Raw genomic sequence first — 18,899 nt, 5'->3', positions numbered from 1 at the left:
CAGGCGGCGGGCTCGGCGGCGCGCCAGGATGGCCTGGTGAGCAACGGAAGCAACGAACTCGGCGGTTTTCTGCGCAGCCGTCGCGAACGGTTGACGCCGGAGGCCGCAGGCATCGCGCCCGGCGGCACCCGGCGCGCGGTTCCCGGCCTGCGGCGGGAGGAACTGGCCGAGCTGGCCGGGGTCAGCGTCAGCTACTACACCCGGCTCGAACAAGGGGCCAGCAGCAGCGCCTCGGACTCGGTGGTCGACGCGCTGGCCGCGGCATTACAGCTGGCTCCGGCCGAGCACGAGCACCTGAGGAATCTCGCAGCGCCTCGGCGGGCGACCCGGCCGCGGGTCCGGAGGACCACACTGCGGCCCGCGGTAGCGGATCTGCTCGCGGCGATGTCCGCGCTGCCCGCGGTGGCGGTCGATCACCGGGCCGATGTCCTGGCGTGGAACCGGCTCGGGCACGCGCTGCTGGCCGGGCACGTCGCGTTCGAGGCGCCGGACGAGCGGGTCCGCCCGAACATCGCGCGGATGTTGTTCCTCGACCCGCATCACCGCGCGCTTTACCGGGATTGGGCGGACAAGGCGTCGGTCACCGTCGCGGCGCTGCATCAGGCGGTCGCGCGGCATCGGGACGATCCGGTGCTGGAACAGCTCGTCGGGCGGTTGGCCGTGGAGAGCCCGGAGTTCGCGCGGATGTGGGCGAAGCGCCCGGTCCGGACCTGCTCGTACTACGTGCGCGAACTCGACCATCCAGTGGTCGGACGTCTGACGCTCGCGAACGAGACCGTCACGCTGCCCGACGACGATCAGCAACTCGGGCTGTTCTACGCGCTGCCCGGCACTCCCGACGCCGACGCGCTCGCGTTGCTGTCCCAGAGCTTCGCGGCACCCCTGGCGAAGGAGAAAGTGCGGTGAAGATCCTCGTTGTCGGCGGTGCCGGAACGATCGGACGGCGGCTGGTGCCGGAACTGCGCTCGCGCGGGCACGAGGTGATTGTGGCCGGGCGGACGTCCGGCGAGGTGCGCGTCGATCTGGCCGAGCCGGAGACGATCACGGCGATGTACCGCGAGGTCGGAGCAATGGACGCGGTCGTGAGCATCGCCGCGCACGGCGCCTTGGACGAGTTCGCGACACTCACCTCGGCGGAGCTGCACGAGAACCTGCGCGCCAAGTTCTACGGGCAGGCCGAGCTGGTTCTTCAAGGACAGCATCACGCCGCGGACGGCGCGTCGTTCACGCTGACGTCCGGGGTCTTCGCAGACCAGGCGTGGCCGCACGTGACCGGCGGCGGGGTGATCAGCGGCGCGCTGCACAGTTTCGTGCTGTCGGCGGCGATCGAGCTGCCGCGCGGGATGCGGGTCAACGCGGTCAGCCCGACGTTGATCGGCGATTCCGTGGACGAGTTCAGCGGGCATTTCCCGGGGATGCGCCCGGTGCCGATGGACGAAGTGGTGCGGCACTACCTGAACTGCGTCGAAAGCGACATCACCGGGACGGTCGTCCGGGCCTACGCTTGACCGCGTTCGGCAAGACTCTTACCTTTGACCTGCCAGACATCGGATGTACGACGCCGCCGGCCGATGTGCCCCTTTCGTTCCTGTTCGGAAAGGTCACTCCGTGATGCCGGATTCCCCTGGTTTCCCGCGCCGTACGGCGCTGCGCACGATCGTCGGGTCGGCGCTTGCCCTCCCGGTTTTGACCGGCCCGTTGGCTCGCTGCGCCACGGCCGCGAGTCCGTTGTGGCATCCCGATCCGGTGAAGGACGGGCTGAAGGCGTTCGAGGGCGTCGAGGCTGATCGCGGCGGTCTGCATCCGGACCGGAAGTACGTGGTGGTCGAGGGAAATCACTACCGATTCAACATCTGGCGCGACGACCGCGACACCACGGGCGGCGGCGATCGGCAGCGGACCGAGACGAAGGGCATGGTGCAGAACGGTTCCGCGCTGAAGATGCACGACGGCGAGACGTGGACGCTGTCCTACGAGATGTTCATCCCGGCGAGCCTGCACGGGACGAGCCGGTTCACGCACATCTTCCAGACCAAGACCCCGGCGACGAACGCGGGTCCGTGGGTGACGCTCGATCTGGTCCGGGACGGCGGCGTGGAGATGATTTCCGCGCGGGCGTACGCGAATCCGGGGTCGCCGTCGATCGCGGCGGCGAAGCTGGCTCCGTTGCGGGACAAGTGGATCACGATCGAGTGGACGCTCACTCCGGGCGACGCGGGCGCGGCGGCGTGCGTGATCCGCAGCGGAGCCGGTGCGGGCGCGCCGATCGCCGCGCAGGGCAGCAAGACCGGGGTGAAGCTGCCGGATCAGGGCGACTACGTGCGGCCGAAGTGGGGCATCTACCGCTCAGTGGAGAGCGACCCGGCGGACATTCTCGACACCTACCTGCTGTTCCGGAACTACCGCGCGGAACGCAAGTAGTCGTCGTGAGTGGCGATGCCGGTTCTGACCGGGATCGCCGCTCGCGAGCCGTTCGGTAGCTGCGGGCTCTCTCCGTTCCCGTTGACTGTCCGTGAGGGGAACCCTGAGGGACTCTGAGTCCCTCAGGGTTCCCCTCACGGACGTGCCCGCAGGGCGGGACGTGGCCAGGCGAGCAGGGGAAGGCGTCGCGTTCCTTGTCGTAGCGGCCGCTGCCGAGAAAACCCCGAGGTGGCATTCGGGCAGCGGGGTCGGTAGGCAGCCGGAACACTGTGCGCCCTAACCGGCGCCACCACTCACGCCCCTTGCTTCGGGAGGAACTCCTCGTCCTTGGGCTTCTTCCGCCACGCGGCGACGAGCCCGAGCGGGTCGGGGCGCAGCAGGGACGCGGCGGCGTAGAGGCTGACCACGACGACGATCGCGATGAACCACCAGTCGTAGAGCGCCTGCTCCCCCGTCGGGTAGTACACGAGGGTCACGAAAACCGAGATCGCCACGATCGCCGACAGGTTCCGCCGTTCCCACGGGAACGCCGAGATCAGGACGAAGCCCCAGGTGAGGTACCAGGGCAGGGTCGGCGGCATAAGGATCGCGACGGCCAGCAGGGTGATCGCGGCGCGGTAGACGGCTTCCTTGCCGCCGCCGCGGGCGAGCCACCACTGCCGCACGCCGAACACGACGAGCCCGACCATCGCGATGGCGCGGGCGACGGTGACGAACGGCGAGGGCTGGACGTTGGCGATGATGTGGACGAGGTTGTAGACCGCCTCGCCGATGCCGCTGGGGAAGTTCAGCCAGTTGGTGATGAGCTGCGGGGCCTTGAGGCCGGACCACCAGCCGAGGTTGAGCGAGCCGAGCGAGACCCAGGTGCCGACGACGAACACCGGCAGGAACAGCCCGACCGCGGCGGCTCCGGCCTTGAAGAAGTTCTTCGTCTTCGACGGGCCCGCCATGTCCGCGGCCCACATCCAGACCATGAACGGCAGCGCGACGGCGGCGGTCGGCTTGATCAGCATGCCGATGGTGACGAGCACGACCGCGATGACGTGTTTGCGCTCGAGCGCGGCGAGCATCCCGATGGTGAGGAAGCCGAGCATCATCAGGTCGTTGTGCGGGCCGCCGAAGAGGTGGATGACCATCATCGGGCTGGCGACCGCGACCCACAGCGCGACCGGGAGCTTCCCGCCGAGGTGCTTGACGAGCCGGGGCAGCGCCCACAGCGTCATGCCGAGCCCGACGAGCAGGACGAGCCGGGTCAGGATGACGCCGGCGATCATGTGGTCCTGGGTGATCGCGACGATGCCCTTGGAGATGAGCAGGAACAGCGGCCCGTACGGGGCGGGCGTGGTCTGCCACAGCGGGTGCACGTTCTGCACGACGTTCGGCAGCACGGGCAGCTCGGCGGGGCCGTTGGCGTACGGGTCGAGCCCGTAGAGCAGCTGCGCGCCCTGGCCGAGGTAGGAGAAGACGTCGCGGGTGAACAGCGGCGGCGACACGATCAGCGGCGCCATCCAGCACAGCGCGGCGATCAGGATCGGCTTGCTGCCGATGCGCCCGGCGAGCGCGTAGCGGCCGAGCCGGACCCACGCCCACACGACGAGGCCGAAGCCGCTGTAGAGCAGCGCGTTGGCGAGCGCCCGGCCGTGGCCGTAGCGGATCCACGAGAGCGGGCCGTGGCCGATGACGGGGTCTCGGATGAGGATGCCGCCCGCGCCGAGCGCGGCGAGCATGAGGAGGGCGCTTCCGACCGTGCCCATGGCGATGGTGCGGTAGGGGAAGCGCGAAGGCGTCAGGAACTGCCGGTCGAGACCTCCGGCGTTCGGCTGCGCGTCGTCGATAGTAGTGGCCATTTCGATCCAGAAGATTACCGGGTGCAGTCGGCCCGCCCCGCACTGGCTCCGGGCGCGCCCGGCTTCGGCGCGCGCCCGGAGCGGACCGGGGTCAGGTCTCGGCCGCGGTCCGCTGCGCAGTGCCCCCGGGGAGCGCCGCGAGCAGCGACTTCGTGTACTCGTGCCGCGGGTCGAGCAGGACCTGTTCGACGGTACCGGTCTCGACGAGTTCGCCGCGGTACATCACCGCGACCCGGTCGGCGATGTTCCAGGCCAGGCCGAGGTCGTGGGTGATGACGAGGGCGGAGAGGCCGAGCTGGCGGCGGAGCCGGAGCAGCAGCGCGAGGATTTCCCCGCGCACCGACGCGTCGAGCGAGGCCACCGGTTCGTCGGCGAGCAGCAGCGACGGTTCGAGCGCGAGGGCTCCGGCGATGACGACGCGCTGGCGCTGGCCGCCGGACAGCTCGTGCGGGAGCCGGTCGAGGAATTTCTCCGGCGGGCGCAGTTCGGCGGATTCGAGCGCTTTGAGCACGACGTCGCGTTCGTTCGGCAAGCCGTGGATGCGCGGGCCCTCGGCGACCGCCTCGTACACCGTGTGGGCCGGGTTGAGCGCGCTCGTCGGGTCCTGGAGCACGAGCTGGACTTCCCGCCGGTACGCGCGCAACCCGGCCCCGGCCGAGGGCACCGGCTTGCCCGCGTAGCGGACCGCGCCGGAGTCGGGTTTCTGCAGGCCGAGCAGCGTGCGGGCGAGGGTGGTCTTGCCGGAGCCGGACTGCCCGACCAGCGCGACGATCTCGTCCCGGCGGACCTGCAGGTTCACCCCGTCGACCGCGTGGATCCGCTTCCCCTTGCGGTCACGGAACGTGACGTGCAGGTCCTCGGCGGCGAGCAGCGGCGCTTCGTCCGCGCCGCCGCGTTCCTCCGGTTCCGGGGGCAGCGGGGTCGCGGTGGCCGGGGCGTAGCGCGAGACCGGGTCGCCGACCGTCGGGAAGGCGGCGGCGAGGGCGCGGCTGTGTTCGTGCTGCGGCGAGGACATCAGCTCGGCGCTGGGGCGTTCCTCGACGACTTCCCCGTCGTACATCACCGCGATGCGTTCGCAGGTGGCGGCGAGCACGGACAGGTCGTGGCTGATCATGATCAGCCCGATGCCGCGTTCGGCGACCAGCTTCGACAATACGGACAGGACCTGGGCCTGGACGATGACGTCGAGCGCGGTGGTCGGTTCGTCGGCGATCACCAGCCGCGGTTCGCAGGCCAGCGCCATCGCGATCATCACGCGCTGTTTCTGGCCGCCGGACAGTTCGTGCGGGTACGCGCCCGCACGCGAGCGCGGCAGGTCGACCTGTTCGAGCAGTTCCGTGACCCGGGCCTGCACCTGCGCTTCGGACTGCGCCTTGCCGTCGGGCGCGTGCAGCCGGATCGGTTCGGCGATCTGCTCGCCGACGCGGCGGACCGGGTTGAGCGCGTGCATCGCGCCCTGGAACACGACCGACGCCTCGGCCCAGCGGACCGCGCGAAGCCGTCCCCAGCGCATTTCGCTGACGTCCTCGCCGCCGAGCAGGATCTCGCCGGTGATCTTCGCGCTGCGCGGCAGGAGCCGGAGCACGCTCATCGCGACGGTGGACTTGCCGGAGCCGGACTCCCCCGCGACGCCGAGCGTGCCGCCCGCGTCGAGACGGAGGTCGACGCCGCGGACCGCGGGGACGTCGCCGCCGCCGGTGCGGTAGGTGACGCCGAGGTTTTTCAGTTCGAGCAGCGCGGTCACGAGTGCCGTCCTTTGAGCCGCGGGTTCAGCACGGTTTCGAGGCCGCGGCCGACGAGGGTGAACATCAGCACGACGAGCACGATCGCGATGCCCGGCGGGAGCAGGTTCCACCAGGCGCCGCGGGTGACCGCGCCGTTGTTGAGTGCGGTTTCCAGCATGGCGCCCCAGGAGATCGAGGTGGGGTCGCCGACGCCGAGGAACGAGAGGGTGGCGTCGGCGATGACCGCGTTGCCGACCACGAGGGTGGTGTTGGCGAGCACGAGCGGGGCGACGCCGGGCAGCACGTGTTTGGCGACCACGTGCAGGTGGCCGCCGCCGAGCGCGCGGGAGCGTTCGATGTAGGGGCGGCTTTCGATGGTGAGCGTCTGGGCGCGGACGAGGCGGGCGGTGCTCGGCCAGGCGGTGACGCCGATGGCGAGCACGATGGTCCAGATCCCTTGCGGCAGCACGGCCGCCAGCGCGATCGCCAGCACGAGCGAGGGCAGCACGAGGAAGAAGTCGGTGAACCGCAACAGGATCGCCGACACCCAGCCGCCGAAGTGCGCGGCGGTGATGCCGATCAGGGTGCCGATGAACACGCTCAGCGCGGTCGCGCAGAACCCGACGAGCAGCGAGATCCTGGTGCCCCACACCGTCATCAGCAGCACCGAGCGACCGTCGATGTCGGTGCCGAGCCAGAACTGGCTGTCCGGCGGGCTGAGCGGTTTGCCGGTGACGCGGGTGACGTCGAGGCCGCTCTGGTCGCTGATCAGCGGCAGCAGCAGAGCCAGCAGCACAGTGAGCACGAGCAGGAACAGCCCGGCCAACGCGGCTTTCTGCGTGGCGAATTCGTGCCAGGTGCGGGCGATTCCGGCGCGGCGGCGGCGCCACGCGATCGCGCGGGCGCTTTCGGTTTTCGCGGGGATTGAGGTCATGCGGTACGCACCCTCGGGTCGAGCACGCGGTAGAGCAGCTCCGCGAACAGGTTCATCAGGACGACGGCGCTGGCGAGGACGATGAAAACCCCTTGCAGCACCGGCAGGTCCGGGCCGTGCAGCGCGTCGTAGGTGAGCTGGCCGAGCCCCGGCCAGCTGAACACCGCTTCGACGGTGACCGCACCCGCGACGACCGTGCCGAACTGCATGAACACCAGCGTCACGGTGGGCAGCAGCGCGTTGGGGACCGCGTGCCGTCGCCGGACGAGGTCGTCGCGCAGGCCTTTCGCGCGGGCGGTGGTGAGGTAGTCGGCGTTCATCTCGCCGAGCAGCGACGAGCGCATCACCAGCATGTACTGCGCGTAGAACACCACGAGCAGCGTCAGGCACGGCAGGATCAGGTGGTGCAGCACGTCGAGGCTCTGGGCGAAGAATCCGGGCCCGGCGTCGGGCGAGTGCATGCCGCGGCTGGGGAACAGCCCGTTGGTGGCCACGAGCAGCAGCAGGCCGAGCCAGAACTGCGGGACCGACCAGAACGTCAGCGCGATGCCGGTCTGCGCGCGGTCGAAGAAGCTGTCGCGCTTCCACGCCGCGCGGATGCCGAGCCACAGCCCGAGCGCGACAGCGAGGACGGTCGCGCTGCCGACGAGCAGCACGGTCGGCCAGAGCCGTTCGCCGATCATGTCCAGCACCGGGCGGCGTTCGATGTAGGACTCGCCGAAGTCGCCTTGGAAGAGACCGACGAAGTAGTTCCCGAACTGCGCGAGGATGGGCTTGTCGATGCCGAGCCGTTCGCGCAGTTCGGCGATCTGGCCGGGGTCGGTGGGGCGTTCGCGGGCCATGAACGCGACCGGGTCGCCGGGCAGCAGCCGGAAGAGGAAGAACCCGAGGACGATCACCAGGAAGACGCTGGCGACCGCCTCGGCGATCTTCTTGAGGACGAACCGGAGGGTCCCGGTGCCGCCTCGGCGCTCGTCGGGGTCGGCGAGCACCGAGGCCTGGTCGGGCGCTATCGCTTGACTCACCCGAGGCTCCCCTTCTGCTGGACGGCGCGGCTGTCCGCGAAGGGGTCCCGCACGGACTCGCGCGCCGACGCCAGGGACTCAAGGCGGCGCTGCGGCTGTGGTTTGGGGTCGGTCTCCCGGTCGCGGGGGGTAGCGAGGCAAGCGCGGGATGCGTTGTCCGTGAGGGGAACCCTGAGGGAATCTGATTCCCTCAGGGTTCCCCTCACGGACGCCTGCAAGCGGTCACGAGGGCTTAAACCGGGCATTTCGACGAGCTTAGCGTCCTTTGTGGACGGTCGGCACGGAGAAGCAGCGCAGCTTGAGTTCCTGACATCGGACTCGCGTGCCGTGAAGGACTCCTTGAGGGACTTGGATTCCCTCAAGGGGCCCTTCACGGACCGCCGGGCCGGAGCGGGCGACTGGCACAGCATCGGATTTACTCCCGGTCGTCGGCGGATTTGCCGCGGCGGGACAGCGCGATGCCGCCGCCCACGAGCACGACGAGCACGACCGCGCCGACGACGATCCACACGGTCGTGCCGGAACCGCTGTCCGAGGACGCGGCCGAAGCGTCGGCCGGGACCGCGCCGTAGACGCCCCAGTAGCCGGTCTGCTCGAGGATCGAGCCCTCGGGCTGGGGCTGCTTGCCGAACGAGGAGAACTTGTCGGAGCGGTAGGCCTCGAGCGCGTTGTCGTAGTCGTAGACGACGTTCACGGCCTGGCTGTAGAGCCGCGCCTGGGCCTGCTTCACGTAGCCGGCGCGCACGCCCGGGTCGGTTTCGGCGAGCTGCTTGGCGTAGAGCGCGTCGTACTGCGGGTCGCAGAAGAACGTGTCGGTGGTGCCGCCCTTGCCCTCGGCGTTCGGGCGCGCGGCGCAGGTGTGCAGGGCCAGCGAGTAGTCCGGGTCCGGGTTGTTCGCGTAGCCGGAGATCGCGAGGTCGTAGTTGCCCGCGTTGGTGCGGTCGTTCAGCTCGTCGTCGGAGACGAGTTCTTGCTTGACCGAGATGCCGATGTCGTGCAGCCAGCCGGTGACGTACTGGGCGAGGCGCTGGTCGGGCGCGCGGTTCGCGTGCCCGGTGAGGCGCAGTTCGAGGCGCGCGCCGCCGGGCGCGGTGCGGATGCCGTCGCGGCCCTTCGCGTAGCCGGCCGCGTCGAGCGCGGCGTTGGCGGCGGCGAGGTCGAACTTGTGCGCCTCCCCCGGGGCCGGATCCCAGTGGTAGGCCGAATAGATCGGCGGGATCACGCCGCCGCCGGGCTGGGCGTAGCCGCCCGCGACCTTGTCCACGATCGTGGAGATGTCGATCGACTGCGCGATCGCCTGGCGCACCCGGATGTCCTTGAGCACCGGGTTTCCGTTGCCGATCGGCTTGTTCTCCGAGTTCTGGACGCCGAAGTTGAGGTTGATCTCGTTGTAGCGGCGGCCGGGCGCCTTGTTCAGCGCGATGTTCGGCTGGTCCTTGAGCGCGTCGAACTGGGTCGGGGTGAGCCGGTTGATCACGTCGACCTCGCCCTGTTTGAGGGCGTTGACCGCGGCCTCGACGTCCTTGAACACCAGCAGCTGCAGCTCGTCGACCTTGGGCGCGCCGCGCCAATAGTCCTTGTTGGCCTTGAACTTGACGTATTCGTTCTGCTTGTACTCGGTGATCTGGTACGGCCCGTCGTCGACGCCGACGACCGGGATGGTGTCGGTCTTCGGGTCGCTCAGGTCCTTGATCTGCGACCACACGTGCTCGGGCACGATCGGGACGTCGAGCAGGTCCATCGACGACTGGACGGTCTTGGTCTTGATCACCAGCGTGGCGTCGTCCGGCGCGGCCACCGACTGGAAGCTCGCGACGTAGTTGCCGTTCGCGGTGCGCGCGGTGGCGTCGGTGAGCATCCGGTTGAAGGTGAACGCGGCGTCCTTCGCGGTGACCGGCTGCCCGTCGGACCACTTCGCGCCCTTGCGGATCTTGAACGTCCAGGTCAGCTTGTCCGGCGACGTCGTCCACGACTCGGCGAGCGCCGGGGCGGCCTCGGCCTTGTCCTGCGACGGGGTCGTCAGGAACTCGTAGATGAACCGGCCGACCTGGGTCGACGCGGCGAGCCCGGCGGTGAACGGGTTCAAGTGGTCGATACCAGTGGTCAACGCGACCCGCAGCACCTTCGGCTGTGCCTGCTGCTGCGCGGTCGCAGTGCCCGCCAACGGCAGAATCGCCAGCGTTACTGCCATCACGACACCGAAAACGCGGCGCAACCCGTGTCGCCTGTGCTTATTTCGCACTTGAGAACCACCCCATCGTCAATCCCCGACCCCAGAGACGAAAAGTAACCACATACGGCGGGAAGCGCGCAATATGTGACGGTGCCGCTGCGTGTCCGATCGTTATGGTCGCGGCGCGGATCACTAGAGTGCCGGCATGCGGATCCTGATCTCGGCCGACATGGAAGGCGCCACGGGGGTCACCTGGACCGACGACGTCGTGCCCGGGAGCCCGCAGTGGCAGCGGTTCCGGGGCATGTTCACCGGCGACGTCAACGCGGTGCTGGCCGGCCTGTACGCGGCGGGCGCGACCGACGTGCTCGTCAACGAGGCGCACTCGTCGCAGCGCAACCTGCTCCTGGAAGACCTCGACGAACGCGCGCGGATGCTGACCGGGCGGCACAAGCCGCTGTCGATGATGCAAGGCATCGATTCCGGTGTGGACGGTGTGGTGTTCCTCGGCTACCACGCCGGGGCCGGGTTCGACGGCGTCCTGTCGCACACCTACCTGGAAAACCAGATCACCGGCGTGTGGCTGGACGACGTGCCCGCGAGCGAGGGCAGGCTGAACTCGGCGATGGCGGCCGAGTACGGCGTGCCGGTGCTGCTGGTCAGCGGCGACGACCAGACGTGCGAGGACGCACGCGACTACGCGCCGGACGCGGAACTGGTGCAGGTCAAGGAATGCGTGAGCCGGTACGCGGCGATCTGCCTGCCGCCGGCGCGCACGGCGAGGCTGCTGGAAACCGGCGCGCGGGAGTCGATGGCGCTGGCCGGGCGCGCCGAGCGGACGCCGGGGCGGCACCGCATCGAGGTCGAGTTCGACGCGAGCCATCTGGCGCAGGCGACCGCGGTGATCCCGACCGTGGAGCAGACCGGGACGCGCCGCGTCGCGTTCGAGGCGCCGAGCATGACCGAGGCGATGAAGGCGTTCAAGGTGGTCACGGCCATCGCGGCAGGGGCGGTGCAGGGCATTTATGGCTGAGGTCGACGTTGTTTCGCTGTGCGCGGACCTGATCCGGTTCGACACCACCAACTGGGGCGACGGGGAGGCCGCGGGCGAACGCCTCGCCGCCGAGTACGTAGCCGAATTCCTGGGCCGGTACGGCGTTTCGGCGCGGATTCTGGAGTCCGAACCGCAGCGGGCGAATGTCATCGCGCGGATCCCGGGCACCGATCCGACGCTGCCCGCGCTCCTCGTGCAGGGGCACCTGGACGTGGTTCCCGCGGCGGCGGCCGATTGGTCTGTACCGCCGTTTTCCGGCGAGGTCCGCGACGGGTTCCTGTGGGGCCGCGGCGCGGTCGACATGAAGGATTTCTGCGCGATGGTGCTGGCCGCCGTCGCGTCCGGGCTGCGGCCGCGGCGGGATCTCGTGCTGGCGTTCGTCGCCGACGAGGAGGACCGCGGCGACTACGGCGCGCACTGGCTGGTCAAGGAGCACGCGGACCTGTTCGAGGGCTGCGCGGCGGCGATCAGCGAGTCCGGCGGGTACAGCTATCACGTGCCCGCCGCGGACGGCCGGAAAGTGCGGCTGTACCCGGTCGGGACCGCTGAGCGCGGGACCGCGCACCTGCGGCTCACCGCGACCGGGCGGGCCGGGCACGGGTCGCGGCCGAACTCGGAGAACGCGGTCGTGCGGCTGGTCGGGGCGCTGCAGCGGATCGCGGAGCATCGCTGGCCGGTGCAACTGACGCCGACCGTGCGCGCGTTCCTGGAGCGGACTGGTGCGGCTTTGGGCGTGCCGGTGGATCTCTCGTCCGGCGAAGCGGTCGACGAAACCGTGGCGCGGCTGGGGACGGCCGGGTCGCTGGTGGTGCCGACGGTGCGCAACAGCACCACGCCGACGATGCTCGACGCCGGGTACAAGGTGAACGTGATCCCGTCGAAGGCGAGCGCGCAGGTCGACGTGCGGGTGCTGCCGGGGACCGAGGACGAGCTGTTCGCGGTGGTGGATTCGTTGCTGGGCGAGGGGGTCACGCGGGAATTCGTGGCGCATCAGCCGCCGGTGCAGGCTCCGGTCGATTCGCCGTGGTTCGACGCGATGGCCGCGGCGCTGCGGGCGGAGGACCCGGAGGCGGTCGTGGTGCCGTACTGCATGGGCGGCGGGACGGACGCCAAAGCGTTCACGCAGCTGGGGATGGCGTGTTACGGCTTCGCTCCCCTGGCGCTGCCGGAGGGTTTCCCGTACCGGGCGATGGCGCACGGCGTGGACGAGCGGGTGCCGGTGGACGGGCTGCGGTTCGGCACGCGGGTGCTGACGCGGTTCCTGGAGTCCTGCTGAGGCTCACGGATTGACGCGCTGGACGGTCGCCAGCCAGGCCGGAAGACCGTCCGGCGCGAACCTCGCGACGATGCGGCTGTCCCTGAGGGTCTCGATCCGCCAGCAGTTCTCGTCGTGGAACGGCGCTTCCAGGTCGGCTCGCGTGACCGGATGCGGACCGGCGTCCCCGTCCGTGTCCCGGAAGCACAGGATGTGCAGCCTCGCGCCCGGTTCGGTGACGGACGCGAGGCCGGCGACGTAGGCCTGGCGTTCCCGGGCGTCGAAGGTGTGGAACAGGCCGCAGTCGAGGACCGTGTCGAATGCCCGGTCCAGAGTGGACAGCCGGAACGCGTCGCCGACCGCGAACTCGGCCGCGAGACCCCGGACGCGCGCCTTCTCTTTCGCTTGCGCCACCGCGGTTTCCGCGACATCGATGCCCACAATGGACAGTCCGGTCGCGGCGAGGTGCAGCGCGTTCTCTCCGGTCCCGCATCCGGCGTCGAGGACCGTGCCGCGGAACGCGCCCTCGGCGGCGAGTTCGGCGATCGCCGGTTGCGGGCGGCCGAGGTCCCACGGGGCCGGACCGTCCTGATAGGACTCGTCCCACGGACGGCCTGCGTCGCGTTCGTGGCTTGTCGCGGGACGGTCCTCGGGCATCAGCGGGTGAACTCCGCCCACCAGCGGGCGTCGTCGCGGACGCGCCGCAGCGAGGTCAGGGTGACGCCGTCGCGGGCGAAGGACTCGACCTCGGCTTTGCTGAGCGGCCACGGCGGCCCCTCCCAGGTGTCGAGGTCGATGCTTTCCTCGGCGACCGCGCCGACGACGAGCGTCCCGCCCGGGGCGACGAAGCCGGAGACCGAGGCGATGGCGGGGTCGTGGACGTCCTTCGGCATCGACTGGACGGTCATGATCTCCACGACCAGGTCGAAGGCGTAGTGGAATTCCGCGGGCGGGGTGAGCAGGTCCGCGGTGCGGTAGGAGACGGTGGTGTCCGGGAAGCGGTTGAGCACGGCTTTGATCGCGCTGGGCGAGACGTCGAAGGCGGAGGTCTCGTAGCCGGAGGCGGCGAGGAGTTCGGCGTCGTCGGCCATCCCGCAGCCGACGACGAGGGCGCGGCGGCCGTCGCCGGGCCGCCCGTCGATCCAGTCGGCGAGTTCCGGCGAGGGCTTGCCGCGGTACCACGGCAGGACGGCCTCTCCGGCTTCCGCGGCCGCGTAGAGGGGCTCGAACCACCCGGTGGGGTCACCGTTGGCGAGTGCGAGTCCGGCCCGGCGGCGGGCTTCCTCGTCGGGATCGATGGCGTCGTCTGGCATGGACTCTGTTATACCCGCCGGGCCTTGGCGCCGGTGCGCTCGCACCGCCGGTGCGCGGCAGTTTTCCCGGGCGCACTCGTCCCGGTGTTCCCGCCCGACCGCCCCAATGTGGCATTGGGGCGATCCGCGGGGCGGGAACCTGGTTGCCGTAGCCGGGCCGCCGCCGGTTGTCCGTTTCCGGTCAGGTTTGCTGGGCGGCCTTGACATCGATGTCACCCGCGCGTTGAGCTTCCGGGGCCCCGAGTCCCGACTCGTTTCCCGATCCCTGATCCCCCTGACGAACTGGGAGCAATGATGCCCCGAAGCGCCAGACCGTTCCACGTCGTGCTCGCCGCGGCCGTGGCGGCGGCGGGCCTGGTCGTCCTTCCCGCCGCGGCCGGTGCCGCGCCGGGCGAGGCCGCCCCGCCGGACTTCGTTTCTTCGTTCGAGCCGAACGACCCGCAACCGGCGCAGGACGCCGTCGACACCGATGCCGCCGGGAAGCCGCGGGCCTCGGGCGTCGACGGCGCGAACGGGACCGCGATCCCCGGCGACATCCGGGGCAAGGTCACCGACATCAGCGCGACCAGCGAGAACACCGGCGGCGGCGAGGTCGCCGCGAACCTGATCGACGGCAGCACCGGCACCAAGTGGCTGTCGTGGGATCCGGCCGCGTCGGTGACGTTCACGCTGTCGGAGCCGACGAGGATCACGCACTACGCGGTGTCCTCGGCCAACGACGCGCCCGGCCGGGACCCGCAGGACTGGACGCTGCGCGGGTCGGCCGACGGCAAGACGTGGACCGACCTGGACAAGCAGTCGGGCCAGTCGTTCGACAAGCGGTTCCAGCAGAACGACTACAAGCTGGCCGCGCCGAGCGACGCGTACCGGTACTACCAGATGGACGTCACGCGCAATCACGGCGACGACATCATGCAGTTCTCGGAGCTGCTGCTGGCCAACGACGATCCGGCCCCGCCGCCGTTGCCGAACATGCGCAGCGTGGTGGATTCGGGCCCGAATTCGGGCTACACCAACAAGAACCGGGTCGGGTTCACCGGCAAGAAGGCGTTCCGGTATTCCGGCAGCCAGCCCAAGGCCGGGCACGGGTATTCCTACAACAAGGTCTACGACGTCGATATCCCGGTGACCGGGACGACCGAACTGTCGTACAAGGTGCAGCCGCAGTTCGTCGAGGGCGATCTGAAGTACCCGAGCACGAACGTCGCGGTCGACCTCGACTTCACCGACGGGACGCATCTGCGCGATCTCGGCGCGACCGACCAGTACGGGTTCCCGCTGACGCCGGAGGGCCAGGGCGCGAGCAAGGTCCTCTACGCGAACCAGTGGAACCTGGTGCGTTCGGTGATCGGGCGGGTCGCCTCGGGCAAGACGATCGACCGGATCGCGATCGGCTACGACAACGCGAACGGCCCGGCGCAGTTCGCGGGCTGGCTGGACGACCTGAAGATCTCCGCGACGCCGACGCCGCCGGCCAGCACGCGGCCCAGCGACAACGTGCTCACCACGCGCGGCACGATGGCGAACGGCACGTTCTCCCGGGGCAACAACTTCCCGGCGACCGCGGTGCCGCACGGGTTCAACTTCTGGACCCCGGTGACGGACGCGGGTTCGGCGAGCTGGCTGTACAACTACCACTCGCAGAACAACGCGGACAATCTCCCGCAGCTGCAGGCGTTCAGCGTGAGCCACGAGCCGAGCCCGTGGATGGGCGACCGGCAGAGCTTCCAGGTGATGCCGTCGGCCGCGAGCGGGGTGCCGGACGCCAACCGCGACAAGCGGGCGCTGCCGTTCACGCACGACAACGAGGTGGCGCGGGCGCATTACTACGGCGTCACGTTCCAGAACGGGATCAAGACCGAGATCGCGCCGACGGATCACGCGGCGGTGCTGCGGTTCTCCTTCCCGGGCAACGATTCCAGCCTGATCTTCGACAACGTCAACAATTCCGGCGGGCTCACGCTCGACCCGGCGAACGGCACGCTCAGCGGGTACTCCGACGCGAAGAGCGGTCTGTCCGCGGGCGCCGGGCGGATGTTCGTGTACGCGACGTTCGACAAGCCCGTCACGACCGGCGGCAAGCTGACCGGGCAGAACCGGGACAACGTGACCGGCTACCTGCGGTTCGCCGCGGGCGCGGACAAGACCGTGACGATGCGGATCGCGACGTCGCTGATCAGCGTGGACCAGGCGAAGAAGAACCTGGAGCAGGAGATCGCCCCGAACGCCGGGTTCGACGCGGTGCGGGACGCGGCTCAGCAGGCCTGGGACAAGCAGCTCGGCGTGATCGAAGTGCAGGGCGCGTCGAAGGACCAGATGGAGACGCTGTACTCCAACCTGTACCGGTTGTTCCTGTACCCGAACGAGGGTTTCGAGAACGTCGGCACGAAGGAAGCGCCGAAGTACCAGTACGCGAGCCCGGTTTCGCCGAAGACGGGCACGGACACCGCGACGCGGACCGGGTCGAAGATCGTCGACGGCCAGACCTATGTGAACAACGGGTTCTGGGACACCTACCGGACCACCTGGCCGGCGTATTCGCTGCTCACGCCGGACATGGCGGGCAAGATGGTGGACGGTTTCGTGCAGCAGTACCGCGACGGCGGCTGGATCGCGCGCTGGTCCTCCCCCGGTTACGCGGACCTGATGACCGGCACTAGCTCCGACGTCGCGTTCGCGGACGCCTACCAGAAGGGCGTGACGAACTTCGACGTCAAGTCGGCCTACGACGCGGCGCTGAAGAACGCCACGGTGACTCCGCCGAACTCGGCGGTCGGCCGCAAGGGGCTGGACCAGTCGGAGTTCCTGGGCTACACGCCGAACTCGACCGGCGAGGGCTTCTCGTGGGCGATCGAGGGCTACGTCAACGACTTCGGCATCGCGAACCTGTCGAAGAAGCTGTACGACACGGCCGCGGCGAACGATCCGCGCAAGGCGGAGTACCTGGAGAACTACCAGTACTTCACGAGCCGGGCGCAGCAGTACGTGAACCTGTTCGACCCGAGCACCGGGTTCTTCCAGGGCAAGGACGCGAGCGGGAAGTTCACCAAGGACAAGGCTGATTACGATCCGCGCCAGTGGGGCGGGGACTACACCGAGACCGACGGCTGGAACATGGCCTTCACCGTGCCGCAGGACGGGCAGGGGCTGGCGAATCTCTACGGCGGCAAGGACAAGCTGGGCGCCAAGCTCGACCAGTTCTTCGCCGACCAGGAGACCGCGAACTACCCGGGCAGCTACGGCGGCGTGATCCACGAGATGCGGGAGGCGCGGGACGTGCGGATGGGCCAGTACGGCCACTCCAACCAGCCTTCGCACCACATCCTCTACATGTACGACTACGCGGGCCAGCCGGCGAAGACGCAGGCGAAGGTGCGCGAAGCGGTGTCGCGGCTGTACACGGGCAGCGAGTTGGGCCAGGGCTACGCGGGCGACGAGGACAACGGCGAGATGTCCGCGTGGTACGTGTTCAGTTCGCTGGGCTTCTACCCGCTGCAGATGGGCAGCCCGGATTACGCGATCGGGTCGCCGCTGTTCACCAAGGCGACCGTGCACCTGCCCGGCGGGGACCTGGTGATCAACGCGCCGAAGAACTCGGCGAAGAACGTCTACATCCAGGGCCTGAAGGTCAACGGGAAGAGCTGGACGTCGACGTCGCTGCCGCACGACGTGCTCGCCCACGGCGCCACGCTCGACTTCGACATGGGCCCGAACCCGTCGACGTGGGGCACCGGCGCGGGCGACGCGCCGAAGTCGATCACCACGGGCGACGCGGTGCCGACGCCGCTGCACGACGAGACCGGTCCCGGGCTGGGCACGCTGTCCACTTCGGACGGTTCGGACGCGTCGGCGTTGCTGGACAACACCTCGCGCACGCAGGCGAAGGTGACGGGTGCGGTGCAGTACCAGCTGAAGTCGACGGACGAGGCGGTCACGCACTACACGCTCACCTCCGGCACCGGCGCCGGTGATGCGAAGAGCTGGACGCTGAAGGGTTCGTACGACGGGAAGAACTGGACGGTCGCCGATCAGCAGACCGACCAGTCCTTCCCGTGGCGGCAGCAGACCCGGGCGTTCGCGGTGAAGAACCCGGCGCACTACGCCTACTACCGGCTGGAGGTCACCGCGACCACCGGCGGCCCGGCGACGCTGGCGGAGTTCGAACTGCTGGGCCGCCCGGACGCCTCATGCGGCAAAACGCTGACCGGCGTGCAGAACGGCCCGCTGACCGTGTCGAGCGGCGTGGTGTGCCTGAACGGCGCGACGGTGTCGGGTCCGGTGAACGTGGCGCGCGGTGCTTCGCTGATCGTGCGCGGCGGCCAGATCACCGGTCCGGTGGCGGCGTCCGGTGCGGCGCAGGTGGTGCTGAACCGGACGAAGGTGGCCGGTCCGGTGTCGATCACCGGCTCGACCGGGCCGGTGTCGATCGAGCTCACCGACATCTCCGGCCCGGTCAACCTGACCGGGAACCAGGGGCCGGTGCTCTCGAGCAGCACTGTGGGCGGGCCGTTGGCCTGTACGGGCAACTCTCCTGCCCCGACGGATCATCAGCTCGCCAATACTGTTCGCGGGCCTTCCGCAGGGCAGTGCGCGCAGTTCTGATCGGCTGATTTTCGGCACATAGCCGCAGGCCAGGGGCTCGGATTCGTTCCGGGTTCCTGGCCTGCGGCGTATCGGCTTACTTGTCCGGGCAGTCGGCTTCGGTCCAGGTCGCGGTCAGGTCGCGGCTGACGACGGTGAGGGATCCGCCGAGGAAGCCGATCTCGTGGCTGCAGCCGTGGCGGTGAGGCAGGATCTCGTCCAGCGTGACCGGGCCGAAGCCGGTCCAGTCCGCCGGGTCGGGGTTGCGGGTGCTGAGCCCGATGTAGCGGATGCTCAGGTCTTCTTCGTGTTTCCAGCAGTTGTGGCGGAAGCCGAGCTGCAGCCAGTCCTCGCCGTCCGCGATTCCGCGCTGCAGGGCGTCGAGCACGAGGTCCTTGACGCACCGCAGGCCGGAGAAGTCGTAGTGATCCGGGTCGGCGGCGAATGCTCGCGCGCCGGGAGGAAGCTCGGCCGAGAGTGCGGGCAGCAGGCCGAGATACGCGCGAGGATCGAGGTAGTTGCCCGTCCCGGTCGCTTCCACTCTGACGTGTTTCATCGCCGCACCAGCTTAT

General features: G+C 69.6%; 14 protein-coding genes. 6 read left to right on the top strand and 8 right to left on the bottom strand.

Going from position 1 to position 18,899, the window contains the following annotated elements:
* The first annotated feature begins 36 nt into the window (after positions 1 to 36).
* From ACFORO_RS43995 to ACFORO_RS43985, 3 genes are all read left to right on the top strand, one after another.
* Entirely contained in the window at positions 37 to 906 is an 870-nt protein-coding gene (locus ACFORO_RS43995) for a helix-turn-helix domain-containing protein (protein WP_377872380.1), read from the top strand.
* Positions 903 to 1,508 carry a short chain dehydrogenase gene (locus ACFORO_RS43990; RefSeq protein WP_377872379.1) on the top strand — a complete coding sequence of 202 codons (606 nt, stop codon included), beginning with the start codon at positions 903 to 905 and terminating at the stop codon, positions 1,506 to 1,508. Before ACFORO_RS43995 ends, ACFORO_RS43990 begins: the two co-directional genes overlap by 4 nt.
* 103 nt (positions 1,509 to 1,611) lie before the next feature.
* Positions 1,612 to 2,421 carry a hypothetical protein gene (locus ACFORO_RS43985; RefSeq protein WP_377872378.1) on the top strand — a complete coding sequence of 270 codons (810 nt, stop codon included), beginning with the start codon at positions 1,612 to 1,614 and terminating at the stop codon, positions 2,419 to 2,421.
* A gap of 293 nt (positions 2,422 to 2,714) precedes the next feature.
* Here the strand turns inward: ACFORO_RS43985 and mptB are convergent, their stop codons facing one another.
* From mptB to ACFORO_RS43960, 5 genes are all read right to left on the bottom strand, one after another.
* Positions 2,715 to 4,268: a polyprenol phosphomannose-dependent alpha 1,6 mannosyltransferase MptB gene (mptB, locus tag ACFORO_RS43980; RefSeq protein ID WP_377872376.1), complete on the bottom strand. Its 1,554-nt coding sequence runs from the start codon at positions 4,266 to 4,268 to the stop codon at positions 2,715 to 2,717.
* 91 nt (positions 4,269 to 4,359) lie between these two features.
* A complete protein-coding gene (gene nikE, locus ACFORO_RS43975; protein WP_377872374.1) occupies positions 4,360 to 6,012 on the bottom strand; it encodes a nickel ABC transporter ATP-binding protein NikE in 1,653 nt (550 codons plus the stop codon).
* The gene (locus ACFORO_RS43970) at positions 6,009 to 6,926 is read right to left on the bottom strand and encodes an ABC transporter permease (RefSeq protein ID WP_377872373.1); all 918 of its coding nucleotides are present in this window, start codon (positions 6,924 to 6,926) and stop codon (positions 6,009 to 6,011) included. The genes nikE and ACFORO_RS43970 overlap by 4 nt, the downstream gene beginning before the upstream one ends.
* Complete coding sequence (locus ACFORO_RS43965) at positions 6,923 to 7,951, bottom strand: ABC transporter permease (RefSeq protein WP_354750652.1); 1,029 nt, start codon at positions 7,949 to 7,951, stop codon at positions 6,923 to 6,925. Before ACFORO_RS43965 ends, ACFORO_RS43970 begins: the two co-directional genes overlap by 4 nt.
* Before the next feature lie 415 nt (positions 7,952 to 8,366).
* Positions 8,367 to 10,142: an ABC transporter substrate-binding protein gene (locus tag ACFORO_RS43960; RefSeq protein ID WP_377872372.1), complete on the bottom strand. Its 1,776-nt coding sequence runs from the start codon at positions 10,140 to 10,142 to the stop codon at positions 8,367 to 8,369.
* A 187-nt stretch (positions 10,143 to 10,329) separates the two neighbouring features.
* Here ACFORO_RS43960 and ACFORO_RS43955 point away from each other — a divergent pair, with 187 nt between their 5' ends.
* Together ACFORO_RS43955 and ACFORO_RS43950 are read left to right on the top strand one after the other, a co-directional pair.
* Positions 10,330 to 11,157: a M55 family metallopeptidase gene (locus tag ACFORO_RS43955; protein ID WP_354750650.1), complete on the top strand. Its 828-nt coding sequence runs from the start codon at positions 10,330 to 10,332 to the stop codon at positions 11,155 to 11,157.
* Positions 11,150 to 12,454, top strand: a complete 1,305-nt coding sequence (locus ACFORO_RS43950) for a M20/M25/M40 family metallo-hydrolase (protein WP_377872371.1) — start codon at positions 11,150 to 11,152, stop codon at positions 12,452 to 12,454. The genes ACFORO_RS43955 and ACFORO_RS43950 overlap by 8 nt, the downstream gene beginning before the upstream one ends.
* 3 nt (positions 12,455 to 12,457) lie before the next feature.
* On the opposite strand, the gene ACFORO_RS43945 is transcribed toward ACFORO_RS43950, so the two are convergent.
* Positions 12,458 to 13,090, bottom strand: a complete 633-nt coding sequence (locus ACFORO_RS43945; protein WP_377872370.1) for a class I SAM-dependent methyltransferase — start codon at positions 13,088 to 13,090, stop codon at positions 12,458 to 12,460.
* A complete protein-coding gene (locus ACFORO_RS43940) occupies positions 13,090 to 13,746 on the bottom strand; it encodes a class I SAM-dependent methyltransferase (RefSeq protein ID WP_377872368.1) in 657 nt (218 codons plus the stop codon). Before ACFORO_RS43940 ends, ACFORO_RS43945 begins: the two co-directional genes overlap by 1 nt.
* Positions 13,747 to 14,040: 294 nt before the next feature.
* Between ACFORO_RS43940 and ACFORO_RS43935 the strand changes: the two genes are divergently transcribed.
* Complete coding sequence (locus ACFORO_RS43935; RefSeq protein ID WP_377872366.1) at positions 14,041 to 18,348, top strand: GH92 family glycosyl hydrolase; 4,308 nt, start codon at positions 14,041 to 14,043, stop codon at positions 18,346 to 18,348.
* A 76-nt stretch (positions 18,349 to 18,424) separates the two neighbouring features.
* Here ACFORO_RS43935 and ACFORO_RS43930 read toward each other — a convergent pair whose 3' ends face one another.
* Positions 18,425 to 18,883, bottom strand: a complete 459-nt coding sequence (locus ACFORO_RS43930) for a hypothetical protein (RefSeq protein WP_377872365.1) — start codon at positions 18,881 to 18,883, stop codon at positions 18,425 to 18,427.
* Between the last annotated feature and the right edge of the window lie 16 nt (positions 18,884 to 18,899).

This window comes from Amycolatopsis halotolerans, from assembly GCF_042647905.1.
Lineage (GTDB): Bacteria > Actinomycetota > Actinomycetes > Mycobacteriales > Pseudonocardiaceae > Amycolatopsis > Amycolatopsis halotolerans.
Note: the sequence above shows the minus strand (reverse complement) of the source record. Positions and strands in the feature narration are given on the sequence as shown.

What these genes read in the sequence shown, in the direction of transcription:
- ACFORO_RS43955 (WP_354750650.1), top strand. Translation starts at nt 10,330, where the DNA reads ATGCGGATCCTGATCTCGGCCGACATGGAAGGCGCCACGGGGGTCACC.
- mptB (WP_377872376.1), bottom strand. Translation starts at nt 4,268, where the DNA reads ATGGCCACTACTATCGACGACGCGCAGCCGAACGCCGGAGGTCTCGAC.
- ACFORO_RS43945 (WP_377872370.1), bottom strand. Translation starts at nt 13,090, where the DNA reads ATGCCCGAGGACCGTCCCGCGACAAGCCACGAACGCGACGCAGGCCGT.
- ACFORO_RS43960 (WP_377872372.1), bottom strand. Translation starts at nt 10,142, where the DNA reads ATGGCAGTAACGCTGGCGATTCTGCCGTTGGCGGGCACTGCGACCGCG.
- ACFORO_RS43985 (WP_377872378.1), top strand. Translation starts at nt 1,612, where the DNA reads ATGCCGGATTCCCCTGGTTTCCCGCGCCGTACGGCGCTGCGCACGATC.
- ACFORO_RS43935 (WP_377872366.1), top strand. Translation starts at nt 14,041, where the DNA reads ATGCCCCGAAGCGCCAGACCGTTCCACGTCGTGCTCGCCGCGGCCGTG.
- ACFORO_RS43970 (WP_377872373.1), bottom strand. Translation starts at nt 6,926, where the DNA reads ATGACCTCAATCCCCGCGAAAACCGAAAGCGCCCGCGCGATCGCGTGG.
- ACFORO_RS43940 (WP_377872368.1), bottom strand. Translation starts at nt 13,746, where the DNA reads ATGCCAGACGACGCCATCGATCCCGACGAGGAAGCCCGCCGCCGGGCC.
- ACFORO_RS43950 (WP_377872371.1), top strand. Translation starts at nt 11,150, where the DNA reads ATGGCTGAGGTCGACGTTGTTTCGCTGTGCGCGGACCTGATCCGGTTC.
- ACFORO_RS43930 (WP_377872365.1), bottom strand. Translation starts at nt 18,883, where the DNA reads ATGAAACACGTCAGAGTGGAAGCGACCGGGACGGGCAACTACCTCGAT.